The 16,430-nt window shown below is 66.9% G+C and carries 17 protein-coding genes; 12 read left to right on the top strand and 5 right to left on the bottom strand.

Features of this window, described 5'->3' with window-relative positions:
- The 6 genes from F3J20_RS20035 to F3J20_RS20010 form a co-directional block, all read left to right on the top strand.
- The coding region (locus F3J20_RS20035; RefSeq protein ID WP_167284306.1) for a type II secretion system F family protein at nt 1-737 on the top strand (737 nt) is incomplete at its 5' end.
- A 9-nt stretch (nt 738-746) separates the two neighbouring features.
- Nucleotides 747-1,664: a pilus assembly protein gene (locus tag F3J20_RS20030; RefSeq protein WP_167284305.1), complete on the top strand. Its 918-nt coding sequence runs from the start codon at nt 747-749 to the stop codon at nt 1,662-1,664.
- A gap of 34 nt (nt 1,665-1,698) precedes the next feature.
- A complete protein-coding gene (locus F3J20_RS20025) occupies nt 1,699-2,136 on the top strand; it encodes a DUF3613 domain-containing protein (protein ID WP_167284304.1) in 438 nt (145 codons plus the stop codon).
- 1 nt (nt 2,137) lies between these two features.
- The gene (locus F3J20_RS20020) at nt 2,138-4,009 is read left to right on the top strand and encodes a TadG family pilus assembly protein (protein ID WP_240162847.1); all 1,872 of its coding nucleotides are present in this window, start codon (nt 2,138-2,140) and stop codon (nt 4,007-4,009) included.
- Nucleotides 4,010-4,019: 10 nt separating this feature from the next.
- Nucleotides 4,020-5,411, top strand: a complete 1,392-nt coding sequence (locus F3J20_RS20015; RefSeq protein WP_167040132.1) for a sigma-54 dependent transcriptional regulator — start codon at nt 4,020-4,022, stop codon at nt 5,409-5,411.
- A gap of 47 nt (nt 5,412-5,458) precedes the next feature.
- A complete protein-coding gene (locus F3J20_RS20010; RefSeq protein ID WP_167040130.1) occupies nt 5,459-6,178 on the top strand; it encodes a DUF2968 domain-containing protein in 720 nt (239 codons plus the stop codon).
- 267 nt (nt 6,179-6,445) lie between these two features.
- Here the strand turns inward: F3J20_RS20010 and F3J20_RS20005 are convergent, their stop codons facing one another.
- Nucleotides 6,446-6,649 carry a hypothetical protein gene (locus F3J20_RS20005; RefSeq protein WP_167284303.1) on the bottom strand — a complete coding sequence of 68 codons (204 nt, stop codon included), beginning with the start codon at nt 6,647-6,649 and terminating at the stop codon, nt 6,446-6,448.
- Nucleotides 6,650-6,862: 213 nt separating this feature from the next.
- Between F3J20_RS20005 and F3J20_RS20000 the strand changes: the two genes are divergently transcribed.
- A complete protein-coding gene (locus F3J20_RS20000; protein ID WP_167040126.1) occupies nt 6,863-7,090 on the top strand; it encodes a hypothetical protein in 228 nt (75 codons plus the stop codon).
- A 20-nt stretch (nt 7,091-7,110) separates the two neighbouring features.
- On the opposite strand, the gene hfq is transcribed toward F3J20_RS20000, so the two are convergent.
- Nucleotides 7,111-7,584 carry an RNA chaperone Hfq gene (gene hfq, locus F3J20_RS19995; RefSeq protein ID WP_167040124.1) on the bottom strand — a complete coding sequence of 158 codons (474 nt, stop codon included), beginning with the start codon at nt 7,582-7,584 and terminating at the stop codon, nt 7,111-7,113.
- A 414-nt stretch (nt 7,585-7,998) separates the two neighbouring features.
- Between hfq and F3J20_RS19990 the strand changes: the two genes are divergently transcribed.
- From F3J20_RS19990 to F3J20_RS19970, 5 genes are all read left to right on the top strand, one after another.
- Nucleotides 7,999-8,151, top strand: coding sequence for a hypothetical protein (locus F3J20_RS19990; protein ID WP_167039957.1), 153 nt, complete (start codon nt 7,999-8,001; stop codon nt 8,149-8,151).
- A 14-nt stretch (nt 8,152-8,165) separates the two neighbouring features.
- On the top strand, nt 8,166-8,717 hold the full coding sequence (locus F3J20_RS19985; RefSeq protein WP_167040122.1) for a sigma-70 family RNA polymerase sigma factor: 552 nt from the start codon (nt 8,166-8,168) through the stop codon (nt 8,715-8,717).
- Nucleotides 8,717-9,667, top strand: coding sequence for an anti-sigma factor (locus tag F3J20_RS19980; RefSeq protein ID WP_167284302.1), 951 nt, complete (start codon nt 8,717-8,719; stop codon nt 9,665-9,667). Before F3J20_RS19985 ends, F3J20_RS19980 begins: the two co-directional genes overlap by 1 nt.
- 160 nt (nt 9,668-9,827) lie before the next feature.
- Nucleotides 9,828-11,405, top strand: coding sequence for an FAD-binding oxidoreductase (locus F3J20_RS19975; RefSeq protein ID WP_167040118.1), 1,578 nt, complete (start codon nt 9,828-9,830; stop codon nt 11,403-11,405).
- A 64-nt stretch (nt 11,406-11,469) separates the two neighbouring features.
- Nucleotides 11,470-11,910: a hypothetical protein gene (locus F3J20_RS19970; protein WP_167284301.1), complete on the top strand. Its 441-nt coding sequence runs from the start codon at nt 11,470-11,472 to the stop codon at nt 11,908-11,910.
- 173 nt (nt 11,911-12,083) lie between these two features.
- Here the strand turns inward: F3J20_RS19970 and F3J20_RS19965 are convergent, their stop codons facing one another.
- The 3 genes from F3J20_RS19965 to F3J20_RS19955 form a co-directional block, all read right to left on the bottom strand.
- Nucleotides 12,084-13,160 (bottom strand): DUF1571 domain-containing protein, encoded by a 1,077-nt coding sequence (locus F3J20_RS19965; protein WP_240162846.1) that lies wholly within the window; start codon nt 13,158-13,160, stop codon nt 12,084-12,086.
- A gap of 113 nt (nt 13,161-13,273) precedes the next feature.
- Nucleotides 13,274-15,067 (bottom strand): AMP-binding protein, encoded by a 1,794-nt coding sequence (locus tag F3J20_RS19960; RefSeq protein WP_167284313.1) that lies wholly within the window; start codon nt 15,065-15,067, stop codon nt 13,274-13,276.
- A gap of 53 nt (nt 15,068-15,120) precedes the next feature.
- On the bottom strand, nt 15,121-16,422 hold the full coding sequence (locus tag F3J20_RS19955) for an acetyl-CoA C-acetyltransferase (RefSeq protein WP_167284300.1): 1,302 nt from the start codon (nt 16,420-16,422) through the stop codon (nt 15,121-15,123).
- Nucleotides 16,423-16,430 lie beyond the last annotated feature (8 nt).

The raw sequence follows: 16,430 nt of genomic DNA, 5'->3' as shown, positions 1-16,430 counted from the left end.
CGCGCTGGCTCGATACGCCGTTCGGCCGCCAGATCGTCGCCGAGGAAGATCGCCGGCTGCTCGAACAATGCGGTTTCGTCGACACGCGCACGCGCGGCCTGTTCCTGATTGCGCGTCTCGCGGCCGGCATCGTGCTGCCGCTGCTGGCCGGCGTGCTGGCGCGCGGACACGTCGCGGGCATCCGTTACCTCGCGCTCGTCGTTATCGCGGCGATGCTGGGCTTCATGCTGCCGAAGTTCGTGCTGGGCCGGCGTGCGAGCAAGCGGCGCGCCGGCGTGGTCAACGAATTGCCGCTGCTCGTCGATCTGCTGCGCCTGCTGCAGGGCGTGGGGCTGTCGCTCGATCAGGCGATGCAGGTGGTGGTCAACGATTTTCGCGGCATGTTGCCGGTGCTCGCGGGCGAACTCGAAATCGCGCAGCGCCAGTTCGCGACCGGCCGCACGCGCGAGCAGTCGCTGAACCGGCTGTCGTCGAGCTACGACAACGAGGACCTGCGCGCGGTGGTGCGCCTGCTCGTGCAGGTGGACCGGCACGGCGGCGCGGTGCAGGAGCCGCTCAAGCAGTTCGGCGACCGTCTGCGCGAGGCGCGCCGCGCGATGCTGCGCGAACGCATCGGCCGGCTCGCCGTGAAGATGACCGGGGTGATGATCGTCACGCTGCTGCCCGCGCTGATGATCGTGACCGCCGGGCCGGGGGTGCTGGCGGTCCAGCATTCGTTCCGCTCGGCCAAGCACTAAGGATCGGCCATGACTCAGCGTTTTTCCCGGCACAACCCCCGGCGGCATGCGCGTACCGCTGCGGCAGCGACGGCGCTCGCGGTGCTGGCGCTGCTCGGCGCGTGCGCGTCGAAGGAGCCGCTCGGCTACGGCGTCGGCGCGCAGGCCGAGCGCGCGATGATGACGCAGCAGCTCAACAAGGACCCGGCGCCCGACACGCCGGGCATGTACCTCGGCCTGATCGACCAGATGCAGGCGCAGGGGCTGTACTTCGCATCGCTCGCGCATATCGACGCCTACGAAAAGCAGTACGGCACGAGCCCCGAGACGATCCTGCTGCGCGCCGACGCGCTGCGCATGACCGACCAGGCGCCCGCCGCGGCGGCCGTGTACGGACAGTTGCTGAAGACGCCGCTGGCGGCGCGCGGCTATCGCGGGCTGGGCCTGATCGAGGGCGCGGCCGGCGAATTCGGACGCGCCGCGCAGCAGTTGCAGCAGGCGGCGCTGCTTGCGCCGACCGATGCCACGACCCTGTCGGACCTCGGCTATGCGCTGCTGCGCGAGGGCGACGTCGAGGGCGCGCGCGTGCCGCTCATGAAGGCGGCCGAGCTCGATCAGAAGAACCCGAAGATCGTCGCCAACGTGGTGCTGTATCTGCTCGTCAGCGGCGGCGACGCGCAGGCGCTCGCGGTGATGAACCAGCAGCAGTTCGCGCCGGACGTGCGCGCGGCGCTGCGTGGCGATGCGGCGAAGGTGGCCGTGGCGGAGCGTGCGCGCATGCAGGCGGCACAGGCACAGGCACAGCAAGGCGCGGCGTCGAGGCAGGGCGAGGCACAGAAGCAGGCCAAAGAGCAGGGGCAGACGCAGCCGCCGGCCGCGGATGCACGCACGGTCGCGAGCATGGGCATCGAACCCGCGCCGCGCCTGTTGCAGCGGTTCGCGCAGTAAGCGCGCCCGCTCGTCACGGATTCAGGGAGTGAAGATGACAAACAGAACGGAAACTCGGGGTTGGCGCGCATCGGTGCGCTGCGTGGGGGCCATCGCGGGCGTGTTCGCGATGACGGTGTTCGGTGCCGCTTCGGCTGTCGCGCAGACGAACGAACCGGCGAGCGCGCAGACCGACTCGCCGACCGCCGGGCCGACGCCGGCGGTGCAGGCCGCACAGCCCAAGGTGCGTGCGAGCGAGGTCGGCCACTCGACGCTCGCATGGGTCGACATGCAACGCAGCAACGAACAGGCCGCACCGGCGCTGCCGATGCTCGGCGCCGAAGCCGGGCTCGCGTACAAGCGTTATCTGAATTCGTTCAACAACAAGATTCCCGAGTGGTACGGCTCGACGCTCGGCTCCAGTAGCGGCTCGGGTGGTTCGGGCGGCGGCTCGAACGGCGGCTCCGGTTCGGGCTCGGGCGGCTGGAACTGATATGAGCAAGGCTTCGGTCCAGACGTCGCGCGAGCCCGCGGCGAACGCGGCGCATGACGCCCCTGCAGCCGGTGACGCGCGCCGCCCGCGCGTGCGCTGGCTCGCGCGGGTGCGACGCGCGGGCAGCATGCGCCGTCAGCGTGGTTCGGTCGCGATGGTCGCGGCGATTGCGCTCGGTTTGACGCTCGCGGCGCTCGGCGCGATCGACGTCGGCAACGTGTATTTCGTGCGCCGCGAGTTGCAGCGCACGGCCGATATGTCGGCAATGGCGGCTGCCCAGGTGATCGGCTCGCAGGGCGGCTGTACGGCCGCGCAGAGTACCGCGTTCTCGAATGCCTCGAGCAACGGCTTTAACGCCGACGGTCAGACCTATACGCTGAGCCCGACCTGCGGCCGCTGGGACACGAGCAGCAAGACCTATTTCGGCTCGAACAACTCGAACGGCAATCCGCTCAATGCGGTGCAGGTGCAGGTGACGCAGAAGCTGCCGATGTTTTTCCTCGTCGGTTCGCCGATCAACGTGACGGCGACGTCGACGGCGATGGCGACGAACATCGACGCGTTCTCGCTCGGTACGGGCATCGCGTCGTTGAACACGCAGCAGTCGGCGCTGCTCAACGCGATTCTCGGTGGGCTGCTGAAGAGCAGCATTTCATTGAGCGTCGGCGATACGCAGAGTCTCGCGAGCGCGCATATCAAGCTCGACGATCTGCGCGCGGCGCTTGGGGCCGCGTCGATGCAAGGGCTGCTCAATACCACGGTGAGTTTTCAGAACCTGATGGTGGCGATGGTCAAGGCGTTGCAGGCCGGTGGCGATACGGTCAACGCGAATATTCTGCAGGCACTGGAAGTTGCGGTGCCGGGCGGGCAGAACATTACGATCGGCGATGGCGGCACGTCCGCGCCGGGCTTGCTAGCGCTCGGACTCGCGAATGCGAATTCGGCGGCGACCGCGACGATCAATGCGTTCGACGCGCTGATGGTGGCCGCGCAGATTGCGCAGAGCGGGCCTAACGGCACGCCGGGGCCGGTGATCAAGGTGTCGGCGGGGCTTGCGGGTATTGCTAAGATTTCGTTGCAGATGATTAATCCGCCTGTGCTCGCCGTGGGTGAGGGTGGGACGACGACCGTCAATGGCGTGACGGACTATCGAACGAAGGCGCGCACGGCGGTGATCAACTTGGGCGTTACGTTATTGCCGGTGGGGCTGCCAACGCTCACCGTGGGCGTTCCCCCGTTGCTGTCGGTATCAGTTGCCGCGCTCAGTACGCCGATTGCCGTGCAGGTGTCCGTTGCGCAGGGTACCGCTGGGCTGAGCTCGGTCGATTGCGAGAGCACAAAGGCGGCGACCAGCGCGACTATCGAGGTGACGCCGAGCATCGCGGGAGCCTGTTTCGCAAGTGATCCGGCTTGCACTCAACCGATTGGCGTGGCGGCTGTTTCGGCCCAGGTTCTCGGGGCCAACACAGTAGTGGCCAATGTGATGCTAAACACTACTAGCCAGCCACTGACTCTCGGCCCTAATACGCCAACGCCGCTTGTTTTCAACGGCTCATCGGGTAGCTTCGACTCGGTTCAGAGCGTCAATTCCAACGCAGTGGGAACGGACGCTTCGGTGCTGACCACGCAACTGCTGGGTTATTTGCCCAAGGCCCTGAGCCTGAAGATTCTCAATAACTCGGTCGATCTTTCGGGGCTCATTTCACCCATTCTTACTGCGGTTGCGACGGTGCTCACCCCTCTGCTCCAACCCGTCTTCTCATTGCTCGACGCCGTCGTCGTCCCCGTCCTGTCGCTGCTCGGCGTGCAGATCGGCACCGCCACGGTCCACAACATGTCGCTGACGTGCGGCGTTCCGCAACTGGTCCAATAGCTTATCCAAGATGAGAACCACCACCAAAATCGAGGAACTCGATATTTACGTCTGGGAGGGCAAGGCCGATATCGTCGACCGTGTGGCGCGCTGCATGGCAAGCTTCGACGTCGAAGTGATCCGCGCCGACGATATCGCGATTTCGCCCGAGCGCACCGCGCTGCGGCCGTCGCTCGCGATCATCAGCGTGTCGGTGATCGACAGCGGCGCGCTGATCGTGCGCGACTGGCAGGCCGCGCACGGCATCCCGGTCGTGTGGGTCGGCGCGGCGCCGCGCGAGCACGACCCGGCCGCCTATCCGTCCGAGTACTCGCACATCCTGCCGCTCGATTTCACCTGCGCCGAATTGCGCGGCATGGTCACCAAGCTCGTGCTGCAGATGCGCGCGCACAGCGCGAAAACGCACGAGTCCGACGCGATGATCGCGAACTCCGAGTGCATGCAGGCGCTGCTGCACGAAGTCGACACCTTCGCCGATTGCGACACGAGCGTGCTCGTGCACGGCGAGACCGGCGTCGGCAAGGAACGCATCGCGCAACTGCTGCACGAAAAACACGGCCGCTACGGCCAGGGCCCGTTCATTGCCGTGAACTGCGGCGCGATTCCGGACGGCCTGTTCGAATCGCTGTTTTTCGGCCACTCCAAAGGGTCGTTCACGGGCGCGGTGGTCGCGCACAAGGGCTACTTCGAGCAGGCCGACGGTGGCACGCTGTTTCTCGACGAAATCGGCGATCTGCCGCTTTATCAGCAGGTCAAGTTGCTGCGCGTGCTCGAAGACAGCGCGGTGACGCGCATCGGCTCGGCGAACCCCGTCAAGCTCGATTTCCGGCTCGTCGCGGCGACCAACAAGAACCTGCCGCAACTGGTCAAGGAAGGCACGTTCCGCGCCGATCTCTACTACCGGCTCGCGGTGATCGAGCTGAAGATTCCGTCGCTCGAGGAGCGCGGCGCGGTCGACAAGATCGCGATCTTCAAGGCATTCATCGCGCAGGTGGTCGGCGCCGAGCGGCTCGCCGCGCTGCCCGATCTGCCGTACTGGCTCGCCGATGCGGTGGCCGACACCTATTTCCCCGGCAACGTGCGCGAGCTGCGCAACCTCGCCGAGCGGATCGGCGTGACGGTGCGCCAGATCGGCGCGTGGGATGCGGCGCGTTTGCAGCGTCTGCTCGCGCTCGCGCGCACGAGCCAGCCGGTGCCGGTGGAGAGCGCAGCCGAGGTGCTCGTCGACCGCAGCAAATGGGACATGGCGGAGCGCAATCGCGTGCTGGCCGCACTCGACGCGAACAGCTGGCGGCGTCAGGATACGGCGCTTTATCTCGGTATTAGCCGCAAGGTTTTGTGGGAAAAAATGCGCAAGTACCAAATTTTCGACGAAGAGCCCGAAACCCGCGAAAGTGAGTAATAATGCGCCGTTTGCACTAAAACAAAAACTGTTGAAGCGGGAACTACATGGACCGAAAGTCGACGCTGCGGGAGATGGCTCTGGCGGCATTCATCGTGTTGGGCGGCGCCGCGCAAGGCGTGAATGCGCAGGCTCTGCAGAGCAGTGGCGCAAGCAGCGCGGTCGTGTCCCAGCCGGGTACGAGCGCCGCGTTGCCGGATACCTCGCAAGCCGGACAGGCGGACACCACCGCATTGACGCCGGACGAAAACCGGCAATCGGCCGCGGGCAACGTGGCGGAATTGCAGCAGATGATCCGCGGCTCGGACCTGACTGAATTACGCACCACCTACAACGGTACGTACGGCGCGAGCCTGCTGTTCTACGGCAAGGAAATGACTTACTACGTCGCGCTGTTCCAGCAGAAGAATTTCTGGCGCGTGATCAAGACGCAGGACGTGACGCGCGCCGAACTCATCTACAAGGATTTCGTGCGGCAGACCGTGCAGCTCTCCGATGTCGAAATTCGCCGCACGCAGCTCGAAGCGCAAAAGGCGTTCACGCAGCGCATGATCGCGTTGTCGCAGGACCGCGCGAACCGCCTGCAGGCCGACCTCGACGTGGCGCGTCAGCAGCAGAGCATCGTTGCGAGCCAGCAGCAGCAGAAGCGTGCCGAGGCCACCGCGCTGGCACAGCAGAAGCAGGCCGCACAGGACCAGTTGCGTGCCGCGCAGCGCCAGGTGCGCGAACTTCAGCGCGAGCTGGAAAGCGGTTTGCCGCCGCACTGAGCGCGCTGGCGTGAACATCGTCATCGCCGTATGGGGCGGGCAGGGCGCGGAGGACGGCGCCGCCCGGTTCATCGGCGGGTGATGGCGCTAGATTCGCGGCAGTGTCGCCGCGGTCTCATTCGCGGTATTTCAATCCCACTTCGATTCCATCTCGATCTCGCATTCCTGCGCAGTCCACAACGGCGTACGCAGGCTGTGTTGTCCCCGTCGCGCAAAACGCAAAGCGCGAAAGAAACCCGCGCAGGTTTCATCGCCGCGTCATTCGCATCAATGCCGCTTCCTGCTATCGGGCCGTGGTTTGCGCGTCCGTGCGCGATACGGCTCCGCCATGTCGACGGCGATCGGGTCGCTCGCGGGAAAACTTTCCATCAGCGCTTCGTCGAGCCGGCTATCGATGGAACTCGCGACGGAACTGGCCGGTGCGCGCCGCGTGCGCGCGGGGTGAGTGGCATGCTGGTTCCTGCTGGTCATGACGTGCTCCGCAAGTAGAGAGTCGACTATTCAGCATAGCGCATGGCGGCCGTGACCGAACCTCGGCCGGATGGCATAGACCAGACGGTATAGACCCAACGGCATAGGCGCGCCGTTTGAAAGCGGCCCGCAGCGATTCGTTCTCCGTGTGTCTTCGCGCGGTGTCCTGCCGACGACGCGCGGACCTCACTCAACGACAAGACAGCGAATCAAATGAACGGGAAAAAACCTGCCTGTGCGCGGCGTTTCTTCGCCTCGCACGTCGTGGAAGCGGAACTAGAACACCTGAATTGGGCGACGAAGCAACCGGCGCTGCGCATGCTCGACGCCGTGTACTGGCGACGTCGCGTGCTAGGGGTCAAAGGGGGATTCGAGCTGACGGATCAGCAGGTGATGCGGCTGGAGAAAATTCTGCAGCGGCTCGGCCCGTCCGCGGACTAGCCGGGCGCTGTGACGCGCGCTTATTCGTTGCCGTTGCCGGCACCGCCCGCGCCGCCATGGTTGCCACCGTGATTGCCGCCTTCGCCGCCGCCGGTGCCGAACAGACGGCGCCGACGCGTGACGACCACCGGGCCGTCCGAACTGCTGCGTTCGCCGACGGGGCGCTCGGAGGAGGCCGGCGCGCCATACGACTCGCGCGGCTCACGATGCTCGCGCGAGCCATGCGGGCCGCGTCCGCCGGTGTGCTCGCCGTGCGAGGGGCGCCCCGTGCGCGGCGCCGGACGCGTGCCGGTGTCGAGCTGGATCGTGGAGATCGCGCGCTTGTAGATGCCTTGCAGGCCGACCGGCGTGCGCAGCATCACCAGATACTGATCGAACGACTCGATGCACCCGGTCAGGCGAATGCCGTTGACCAGATAGATCTCGACGCGCTTTCGTTCCTTGCGCGCAGCGTTCATGAAGTCGTTTTGCGGATGCGATTCTGCAGAAGCCATGGACAATTCGGGTTAGGTAAACGGTTGTTCGCCGCGATTCTACCCTTTCTACTCTATTCGAGGGCTGAACGCGCCGGGGGGCGAACTTTATCCACTATAACGGCTTGTGGGCACATAAGCATCCGATAACGGCGCACTGTAACGTTGAGTTACGAATCTGCTGGGCAATGGCGCCTTCTCGCTGCCTCTCCAGGCATGGCCGGCACGCCTGGCGGAAAAGGAAGAGGCGCGCCGGATAGCCGCGCATCGAAGCGGCAGGCCCGCACCGAAACGCGGCGTTCGCCGACGCCGCCGCGCGGTGGAATAAACCGCGCGCCATTGGCGTTCAGTCGTGTAGGGCAACGCCGCACTCCGCGGCCGCCCGCCCGGATCGCGTGCGCGGATCGGCTCGCGCGATCGATCGTCAGGAGACTCATGATGATGAAAGCATCCCGTATTCTGTCCTCGCTCTTCGTGCTGCTCGCGCTCGCCTTCGGCACGCTCGCGAGCGGCGCCTGCGCCGCGACGACCGACAACGCCGCGTCGGGCTCGAGCAGCAACAGCAATAGCAGCGGCGGCGGCTACTGAGCGCCGCGCGCCGGGTGACGTTCGAAGCGGAAGTGATCGCGTGGCTCCCGCAGTTGCGCCGCTATGCGCGCGCGCTGACGGGCGACTACGCCTGGGCCGACGATCTCGTGCAGGATACGGCGGAGCGCGCGCTCGCGCGCTGGTCGGCGTTCCGGCCGAACAGCAACATGCGGGCATGGCTGCTGACGATCCTGCGGCATCTCTACATCGATCAGTTGCGCGGCCGCCGCGAGATCGCCGTCGACGACGAAAGCGCGCCGTGGCGCAATCTCGAAGCGCCGCAGGGCGAAGTCGACGGTCTCGTGCTGCGCGACGTGCAGCGCGCGCTGTATGGCCTGTCGCTCGAACAGCGCGAGGTGCTGCTGCTGGTGGGCGTCGAGGAACTGACTTATCAGGAGGCAGCGGCGGCGTTGGGCGTGCCGATCGGCACGGTGATGTCGCGGCTTTCGCGGGCGCGCGAGCATCTGCGCGCGCTGCTCGCGCAAGGGCCCGCCGAGGGACCGAGCCAGGGTTCGGCACCGGCGGCGCGTAACGTGGCGCCGCTGAAAGTGGTGAGAAATCCATAATGAACAACGACGACTACGGTTCCGGCCTGCCCGAAGGGCTCGATCTGCGCACGCTGTCGGCGTATGTGGATGGCGAATTGCCGGACGCGCAGCGCGCCGCGCTCGACACGCAACTGGGTCAGCATCCGCAGGCCGCCGCGCGCGTGAGCGCATGGCGCGCGCAGAACGCCGCGTTGCGCGCACTGTGCGGTGCGCCGCGGCGCGCGGCGGACGATGGTGGCGAGGCAAGCGAGGCCGGCGAGACAGGCCATAGCGCGGCCGGCGCCGCGAAGCATCACGCGGACAATCGCCGTAGCGCAGCGGACGAGCCCGCCTTCATCGTGTTGCGGCGCACGCGGCCGTGGTGGCAGCGCGCGGGCCTCGCGGCCTGCTGGCTTGCTGTCGGTGCCGGGCTCGCGCTGGCGTTGGGGCCGCTCGCGCCGCGTCTGACCGGCAACGCGTGGGGCGGCGTCTGGGGCGGTATCTGGGGCAACGCATGGGACAGGTTGAGCGGCCAGCCGGCGGGCTTCGCGCAGCGCGCGGACGTCGCGTATGCGGTGTATTCGCCGGAGCGGCGTCATCCGGTCGAGGTCGCCGCGAGCGAAGAGGAGCATCTGATCAACTGGCTGTCGAAGCGGCTGAACCGGCCGCTTTCGGTGCCGTCGCTGCAGGAGTACGGCTATGCGCTGGTGGGCGGGCGGCTGTTGCCCGGCGAGGCGGGGCCGGCCGCGCAGTTCATGTACGAGAACGCGGGCGGCGCGCGCCTCACGCTCTACGTGACCGGCATCGCGCGCAACGAGACCGCGTTCCGGCTGTTGCGCGACGGCAACCGGCGCACCTTCTACTGGGTCAACGACGGCATGGGCTACGCGCTCTCCGGCGCGATCGCGGAAGGCAAGCTGCGCACGATCGCCATCGACGTATGCAGCGCGCTCGGCGGCAAGCCGGAGACCTGGAGCGGCGAGCAGTAGCGGCGGCGCAGGCGCTGCATGGTGCTGCATGGCGTTGTCGCATGGTGCCGTGTCGGGCGCGGGTTGTCGTGCGCCGTGTGCCGTACGCGGTGCAGCGATGACGCGGCGGTGCGTTGAACCCCGCACGCCGCCGTTCGCATCTTGAGGATGAGGAGACGCGGTGCCCCAGACCTTGCCGCCCAATGTGTCCGCCGCGCAGTTCGAGCATGCGCTGGCCGCCTGGCGCGCGGTCGTCGGCGATGCGCAGGTCGTGACGTCCGACGCCGGGCTCGCCGCCTATCTCGATCCGTTCGCGCCCGGCGAGCGCGCCGCCTTCGCCGCGAGCGCCGCGCTGCTGCCGGCTTCGGTCGACGAAATTCGCGCGCTGCTGCGCATCGCGAATCGATATCGCATTCCGCTGTGGACCGTGTCGACCGGACGCAATTTCGCGTATGGCGGCGCGGCGCCGCGCCTTGCCGGCTCGGTCGTGCTCGATCTGCAGCGGATGAACCGCATCCTCGACGTCAACGAGACGCTCGCCTATGCGCTCGTCGAGCCGGGCGTCAGCTACTTCGATCTGTACGCGCATCTGCGAGAAAAGGGTTACAGGCTGTGGATCGACCCGCCCGCGGCCGGCTGGGGCAGCGTGGTCGGCAATACGCTCGAGCGCGGCTTCGGCTACACCGACTACGGCGATCACGCGGCCGCGCAATGCGGCATGGAAGTCGTGCTCGCTAACGGCGACGTGCTGCGCACCGGCATGGGCGGCATCGAGATCGGCACCGCGTGGCAGTTGTATCAGCCGGGCTACGGGCCCTCGTTCGACGCGATGTTCATGCAGTCGAACTACGGCATCGTCACGAAGCTCGGTGTGTGGCTGATGCCCGCGCCGCCCGCGTATCTGCTGGGCGAAATCCAGTTTCGCCACGAGGCCGATCTGGAAGCGATCGTCGAGATTCTGCGGCCGCTGCGGCTCGACGGAACGATCCGCAATCACGCGGTGATCGAGGGCGGTTTGCGCCGCGCGGCGGGTCTGTCGGCACGGCGGCCGTGGTACGACGGCGCGGGCGCGATGCCCGAGAGCGCGCTGACCGCGATGCTCGACACGCTCGGCGTCGGGCGCTGGAACCTGCATTTCGCGCTATACGGCACGCCCGAGCTGATCGATGCGCGTTATGCGTCGATCGAGCGTGCGTTCGCGCGGGTGCCCGAGGCGCGCCTGTCGGCGGCGCGCTATGCCGGCGACGCGCAACCGGCGGGCGGCGGCGACCGCAACATGGCCGGCATTCCCGCGATGACCGCGTTTCGCATGCTCGACTGGCGCGGCGGCGCGGGCGCGCACGTCGACTTCGCGCCGATCTGTCCGGCGACGGGGCGCGATGCGCTGCGCCAGTACACGATGGTGAAGACGCGCGCCGCCGAATACGGCTTCGACTACTACGGCGGCTTTACGGCGGGCGCGCGGCATCTGCATCACATTTTCGCGGCGATTTTCGATCGCGACGACGCGAGCCAGGTCGAGCGGGCCGGCGAATTGCTGCGCTCGCTGATGAGCGATGCGCGCGCGGCCGGTTATGGCGAATATCGCGCGCATCTCGCGTATATGGATTTCGCGGCGGCTCAGTACGGCTTCAACGACGGCGCATTGCTGCGGCTCGCGGAGACGATCAAGGACACGCTCGATCCGAACGGCATTCTCGCGCCGGGCAAGCAGGGAATCTGGCCGGCCGGGTGGCGCGACCGGCGGGGATATACGTGACGGTGCGGTAAATGAGCGCGACTGCGCACGAGCGCGCGAGCGGTATGTGATGGCGTGAGGCAAGATGGACCGACGCACTTTCATGCTCACGGGTGCATGGCTGTCGACGATGGCCGGCGGCGCATGGCCGTGGTTCGCGCAGGCCGTCGCACGCGGCAACCTCGGCAACCGCGGCAACGATATGCATACGCTGGCGATCGTCGATTCCACGCTCGTGTGCGGCGCATCGTTCGCGCGCTATGCCGCGCATCTGCAACTGCCGGTCTTCGAGACTGGTGACGATGCCGGCGCGCTCTGGTTCACCGCGCTCGCACCCTGGCTGGGTGACGCGGCCTTGCGCGCGACGCCGTCGCTGATCGGCTTCACGCGTGCCTCCGACTACTTCGTCCTGCGGCATCTCGCGATCCGCACGGGACGCTTCGTGGAACACAGTCATGAGCCGCGAGTCGGGCAGCCCGCGCAAGCGGCCTATGTGGCGTTCGCGCTGACGCCGCGCCATGCGTGAGCCGTGCCGCTCGCGCGGATTGGCCGCCTGTCCGCCGAACATCGGGTACCTGCCGGACAGAGGCCGAACAAGCATCGAGCAAGTATCGAGCAGGCATCGAGCAGGCACGGCCCGGACATGAGCACTGCACCGCACCGCATCGATACGGCCCCGACCTCGACACACACCACCCGCTAAAACCGATAAGCCTTGTTCTTCGGATCAAAAGTCGAATCGTCGAACGTCTGCGGCGTAATGTTTTCGAACACAATCCGCTCGAACAGCTTGCCCTCGTTGTCGTAAGACTCGACGGTGCGGAAGAACGGATGCCGCAGATCGAGCCCGAGCGTTTCCTTCTTCGCATAGAACTGCGGCTGGCCGGTCGGCGTTTCGAACGTGAACGTGACGACGCGCACGCCGTCGATCGTCTTCACGTCGATCTGCGCCGAGCGGGGCACGCCGGCCTCGGCGTATTTCCGGCCTTCGTCGAGGTACTGGTCCGCGATGTACTCGGTGCCGAGATCGCGGACCTCGTGGTTCGATTGCGAGCGCGCGAGCGCGCCCGTCAGCGAGGTCCACACCGGCAGCACGTTCATGATGCCGCCGAGATGGCCGTACATTTCGTCGGTCCGTTTCGATTCGTCGTAGATGATTTCCTGGCCCGCGTGCGCGCCGTCGGGCAGCCACTTCGCGTAGATCCGCAGTGGATCGTGCGCGAGCCGCACCAGCATGTGATCGGGCTTGTCGGGCCACTGGCCGTGAATGCGCTCCGAGCGCGACATCGCGAACTCGTACGACGGATAGCCGTTCGGTCCTTCCTTGATGTAGCGCGGCAACGCGAGCGGATCGAGCGACTGGAACAGCGCGACCAGTTGCGCGTCGTCGAGCTTTTCGAGTGCGCCGCTTTGCTGCGCGGCGCGCAGCCATTTGACCTGCCTGTCGAGCGTGAGCTTGCCGACCCGCGCGAGCGGCGTGATGGGCGGCTTGACGGTGTCGGCGCTCGCGCTGTCGAGCGGCGGCGGATGGTCGTCGTTTTGCGCGAACGCGGCGGGTATCGTGGACGGTGTGAACGGTGCGAGCAGGGCGGCCGCGGCGAGCGTCGCGCGAGGCAACGAGGCGAGCAGCGAATGCTTCAGCGCGGCGATCAACCGACGGCCCCTGAGCCCATATGCCGGTACTTCACGCGGGTACGCGCTGTCGTGCGGCGAACTCGCGGCAATGCGCGACGCAACCCGCTGGCGGCGCGAACGGGCGGATATGCCGTGTTTCATGAATCCCTCCAGAAATGGCGCGGGCAACCACGCGGCAACACAGCAACACAGCGATACAACGACGCCGGCGCATGGCCGTCATGATGAACGAACACGCGCGGCGGATATTCTCGTCAGGCCGACTTCTGCTTCGCGAGTTCCTCGTCGCGCAATGCGCGGCGTAGAATCTTGCCGACATTGGTTTGCGGCAGTTCGTCGCGGAACTCGACGAGCTTCGGCACCTTGTAGCCGGTCAGGTTCTTGCGGCAATAGGCGATCACCTGTTCCGCGGTCAGGGTCTGATTGCGCCGCACGATGAACACCTTCACGCGTTCGCCCTGCGCCGGATCGGGCACGCCGATCGCCGCGACTTCGCGCACTTCCGGATGCGCGGCGATCACGTCCTCGATTTCGTTCGGATAGACGTTGAAGCCCGACACGAGAATCATGTCCTTCTTGCGGTCGATCAGGCGGATAAAGCCGCGCGAATCCATCACGCCGATGTCGCCGGTCGCGAGCCAGCCGTCGTCGTCGAGCACCTTCGCGGTTTCCTCGGGACGATTCCAGTAACCCTTCATCACCTGCGGGCCCTGCACGCATAGCTCGCCCGCCTCGCCGACGTTAGCCCAACTGCCGTCGTCGCGGCGAAAGCGCACCTGGGTGGATGGCGCCGGCAGCCCGATCGAGCCTTCGAAGTCGCGCAGGTGGGTCAGATCGACCGGGTTCATCGAGACGATCGGCGAGCACTCGGTGAGCCCGTAGCCCTCGACGATCGGCTTGCCGGTCACGGCCTTGAAGCGTTCGGCGACCGCCTTCTGCGTCGCCATGCCGCCCGCCATCGCGAGCTTGAGGTCCGAGAAGTCGCGGTTGCGGAATGCCTCGTTGTCGAGAAACGCGTTGTAGAGCGTGTTGACCGCGGTCATGCCGGTGAACTTCTCGTGACGGATGATCATCATCACGCGCTTCATGTCGCGCGGATTCGCAATCAGGATGTTGCGTCCGCCGAGTCCCATGAAGATCAGCGCGTTCACGGTCAGCGAATAGATGTGATAGAGCGGCAGCGGCGTCAGCACCGTTTCGACTTCGCCGCTCAACTGCCCCGCGGCCCACGCCTTCGCCTGCAGCAGATTGGCGACGATATTGCGGTGCGTGAGCATCGCGCCTTTCGCAACACCGGTGGTGCCGCCCGTGTATTGCAGGAACGCGATGTCGTCGTGGCTTGCGCGCACCGGCGCGAGCGTGCGCGCGTAGCCGGCCGCGAGCGCCTGCAGCAGCGGCACCGCCTGCGGCAGCGAGTAGGCGGGCACCATCTTCTTGACGTGACGCAGCATGAAATTGAGCAGACGGCCCTTCAGGTTGAGGCCGTCCGCGAGCAGATCGCCGAGCCCGGTCACGATGACGTTGCGCACCTTCGTGCCCGGCAGCGCGTCTTCGAGCGTCTTCGCGAAATTCTCGAAGACGACGATCGTCTGCGCGCCGCTGTCCTTCAGCTGATGCGCGAGTTCGCGCACCGTGTAGAGCGGATTGACGTTGACGACCACCGCGCCGGCCTTGATCGTGCCGAACAGCGCAACCGGATACTGGAACGTGTTCGGCAGCATGATCGCGACGCGCTCGCCCGGCTGCACGCCGACGCTTTGCAGATACGCGGCGAACGCGGTCGCCTTGCGGCCCAGTTCGCCGTAGGTCAGCTCCGCGCCGACGCTCACATAGGCGACGCGCTCGCGGAACTGCGCGATGCATTCGTCGAAGAACTGGCCGACCGACTCGTATTGCGTGACGTCGATGTCATGCGGCACGTCCGCGGGATACGAGGCGTACCAGATGCCGTCGGTATTCGGCGCGCGCGGCGGCGTGGACCCGGCCGCTGAGGCGGACCCGTCGGACCCGGCGGCGGCCGGGGGCGGGGCCTGGATAGGCTGGGGCATCGGCTCGGTCATCGGTCGTCTCCTGTCGATCGGTATGAGTGCTGGCGGTAGCGTTAGCGTTCCACGATGGCGACTACGCCCTGGCCGCCTGCTGCGCAGATCGAGATCAGCCCGCGCGCGCTGCCGGCCGGCTTGTCGAGTTGCGCAAGCAGCTTTGCGAGCGCGGCGACGATGCGCCCGCCCGTCGCCGCGAACGGATGGCCGGTCGCGAGCGAGCCGCCGTTCACGTTGAGCCGCGTGCGATCGATCGCACCGAGCGCACCGGCGAGGCCAAGCTGCGTGCGGCAATATTCGTCATCCTGCCATGCCGCGAGCGTGCACAACACCTGGGCCGCGAATGCTTCGTGGATTTCGTAGAAGTCGAAGTCCTGCAACGCGAGGCCGGCGCGTGCGAGCATGCGCGGCACCGCGTACGCGGGCGCCATCAGCAGACCTTCCTGCTGGTCGAAGAAGTCGACGGCGGCCGTCTCCGACCAGCTCAGGTACGCGAGCACCGGCAAGCCGCGCTCGGCCGCCCACGCCTCGCTCGCGAGCAGCACGGCCGAGGCGCCGTCGGTCAGCGGCGTCGAGTTGCCGGCCGTCAGCGTGCCGGCATCGCGATCGAACACGGGCTTCAGGTTCGCGAGCTTTTCGAGCGTGAGGTCGGCGCGCAGAGTGTTGTCGCGCGCGAGGCCCTTGTACGGCGTCATCAGATCGTTGACGAAGCCGCGCGCATACGCATCCGCGAGCTTGCGGTGGCTCTCGCAGGCGAGCACGTCCTGTGCCTCGCGCGAGATGTTCCAGCGCTTGGCCATCAGCTCGCAGTGCTCGCCCATCGACAGCCCCGTGCGCGGCTCGCCGTTGCGCGGCAAGAGCGGCTTGAAGAACATGCCGGGCCGCAGCTTGGCGAGCGCGCTCACGCGCTGCCCGGTGCTCCTGCCGCGATTCGCTTCGAGCAGGATCTTGCGCATGCGCTCGTTGACGCCGATCGGCGCGTCGGACGTGGTATCGACCCCGCCCGCGATGCCCGCCTCGATCTGCCCGAGCGCGATCTTGTTGGCGACGAGGATCGCGGCTTCGAGGCCGGTGCCGCAGGCCTGCTGCACGTCGTAGGCGGGCGTCTCTTTCGCCAGCGAGGTCGAGAGCACGGACTCGCGCGTCAGGTTGAAATCGCGCGAATGCTTGATGACCGCGCCCGCCGCCACCTCGCCGAGACGCACGCCGTGCAGGTCGTAGCGGTCGATCAGGCCTTGCAGCGTGAAGGTCAGCATGTCCTGGTTCGAGGCGTTCGCGTAGGCGGTGTTCGAGCGGGCAAACGGAATCCGGTTGCCGCCGACGATGGCGACGCGGCGCACGGCGGGTGGCGGGTGGGGCATGCTCGGCT

The organism is Paraburkholderia sp. Cy-641 (genome assembly GCF_011752945.1).
GTDB lineage: Bacteria > Pseudomonadota > Gammaproteobacteria > Burkholderiales > Burkholderiaceae > Paraburkholderia.
Note: the sequence above shows the minus strand (reverse complement) of the source record. Positions and strands in the feature narration are given on the sequence as shown.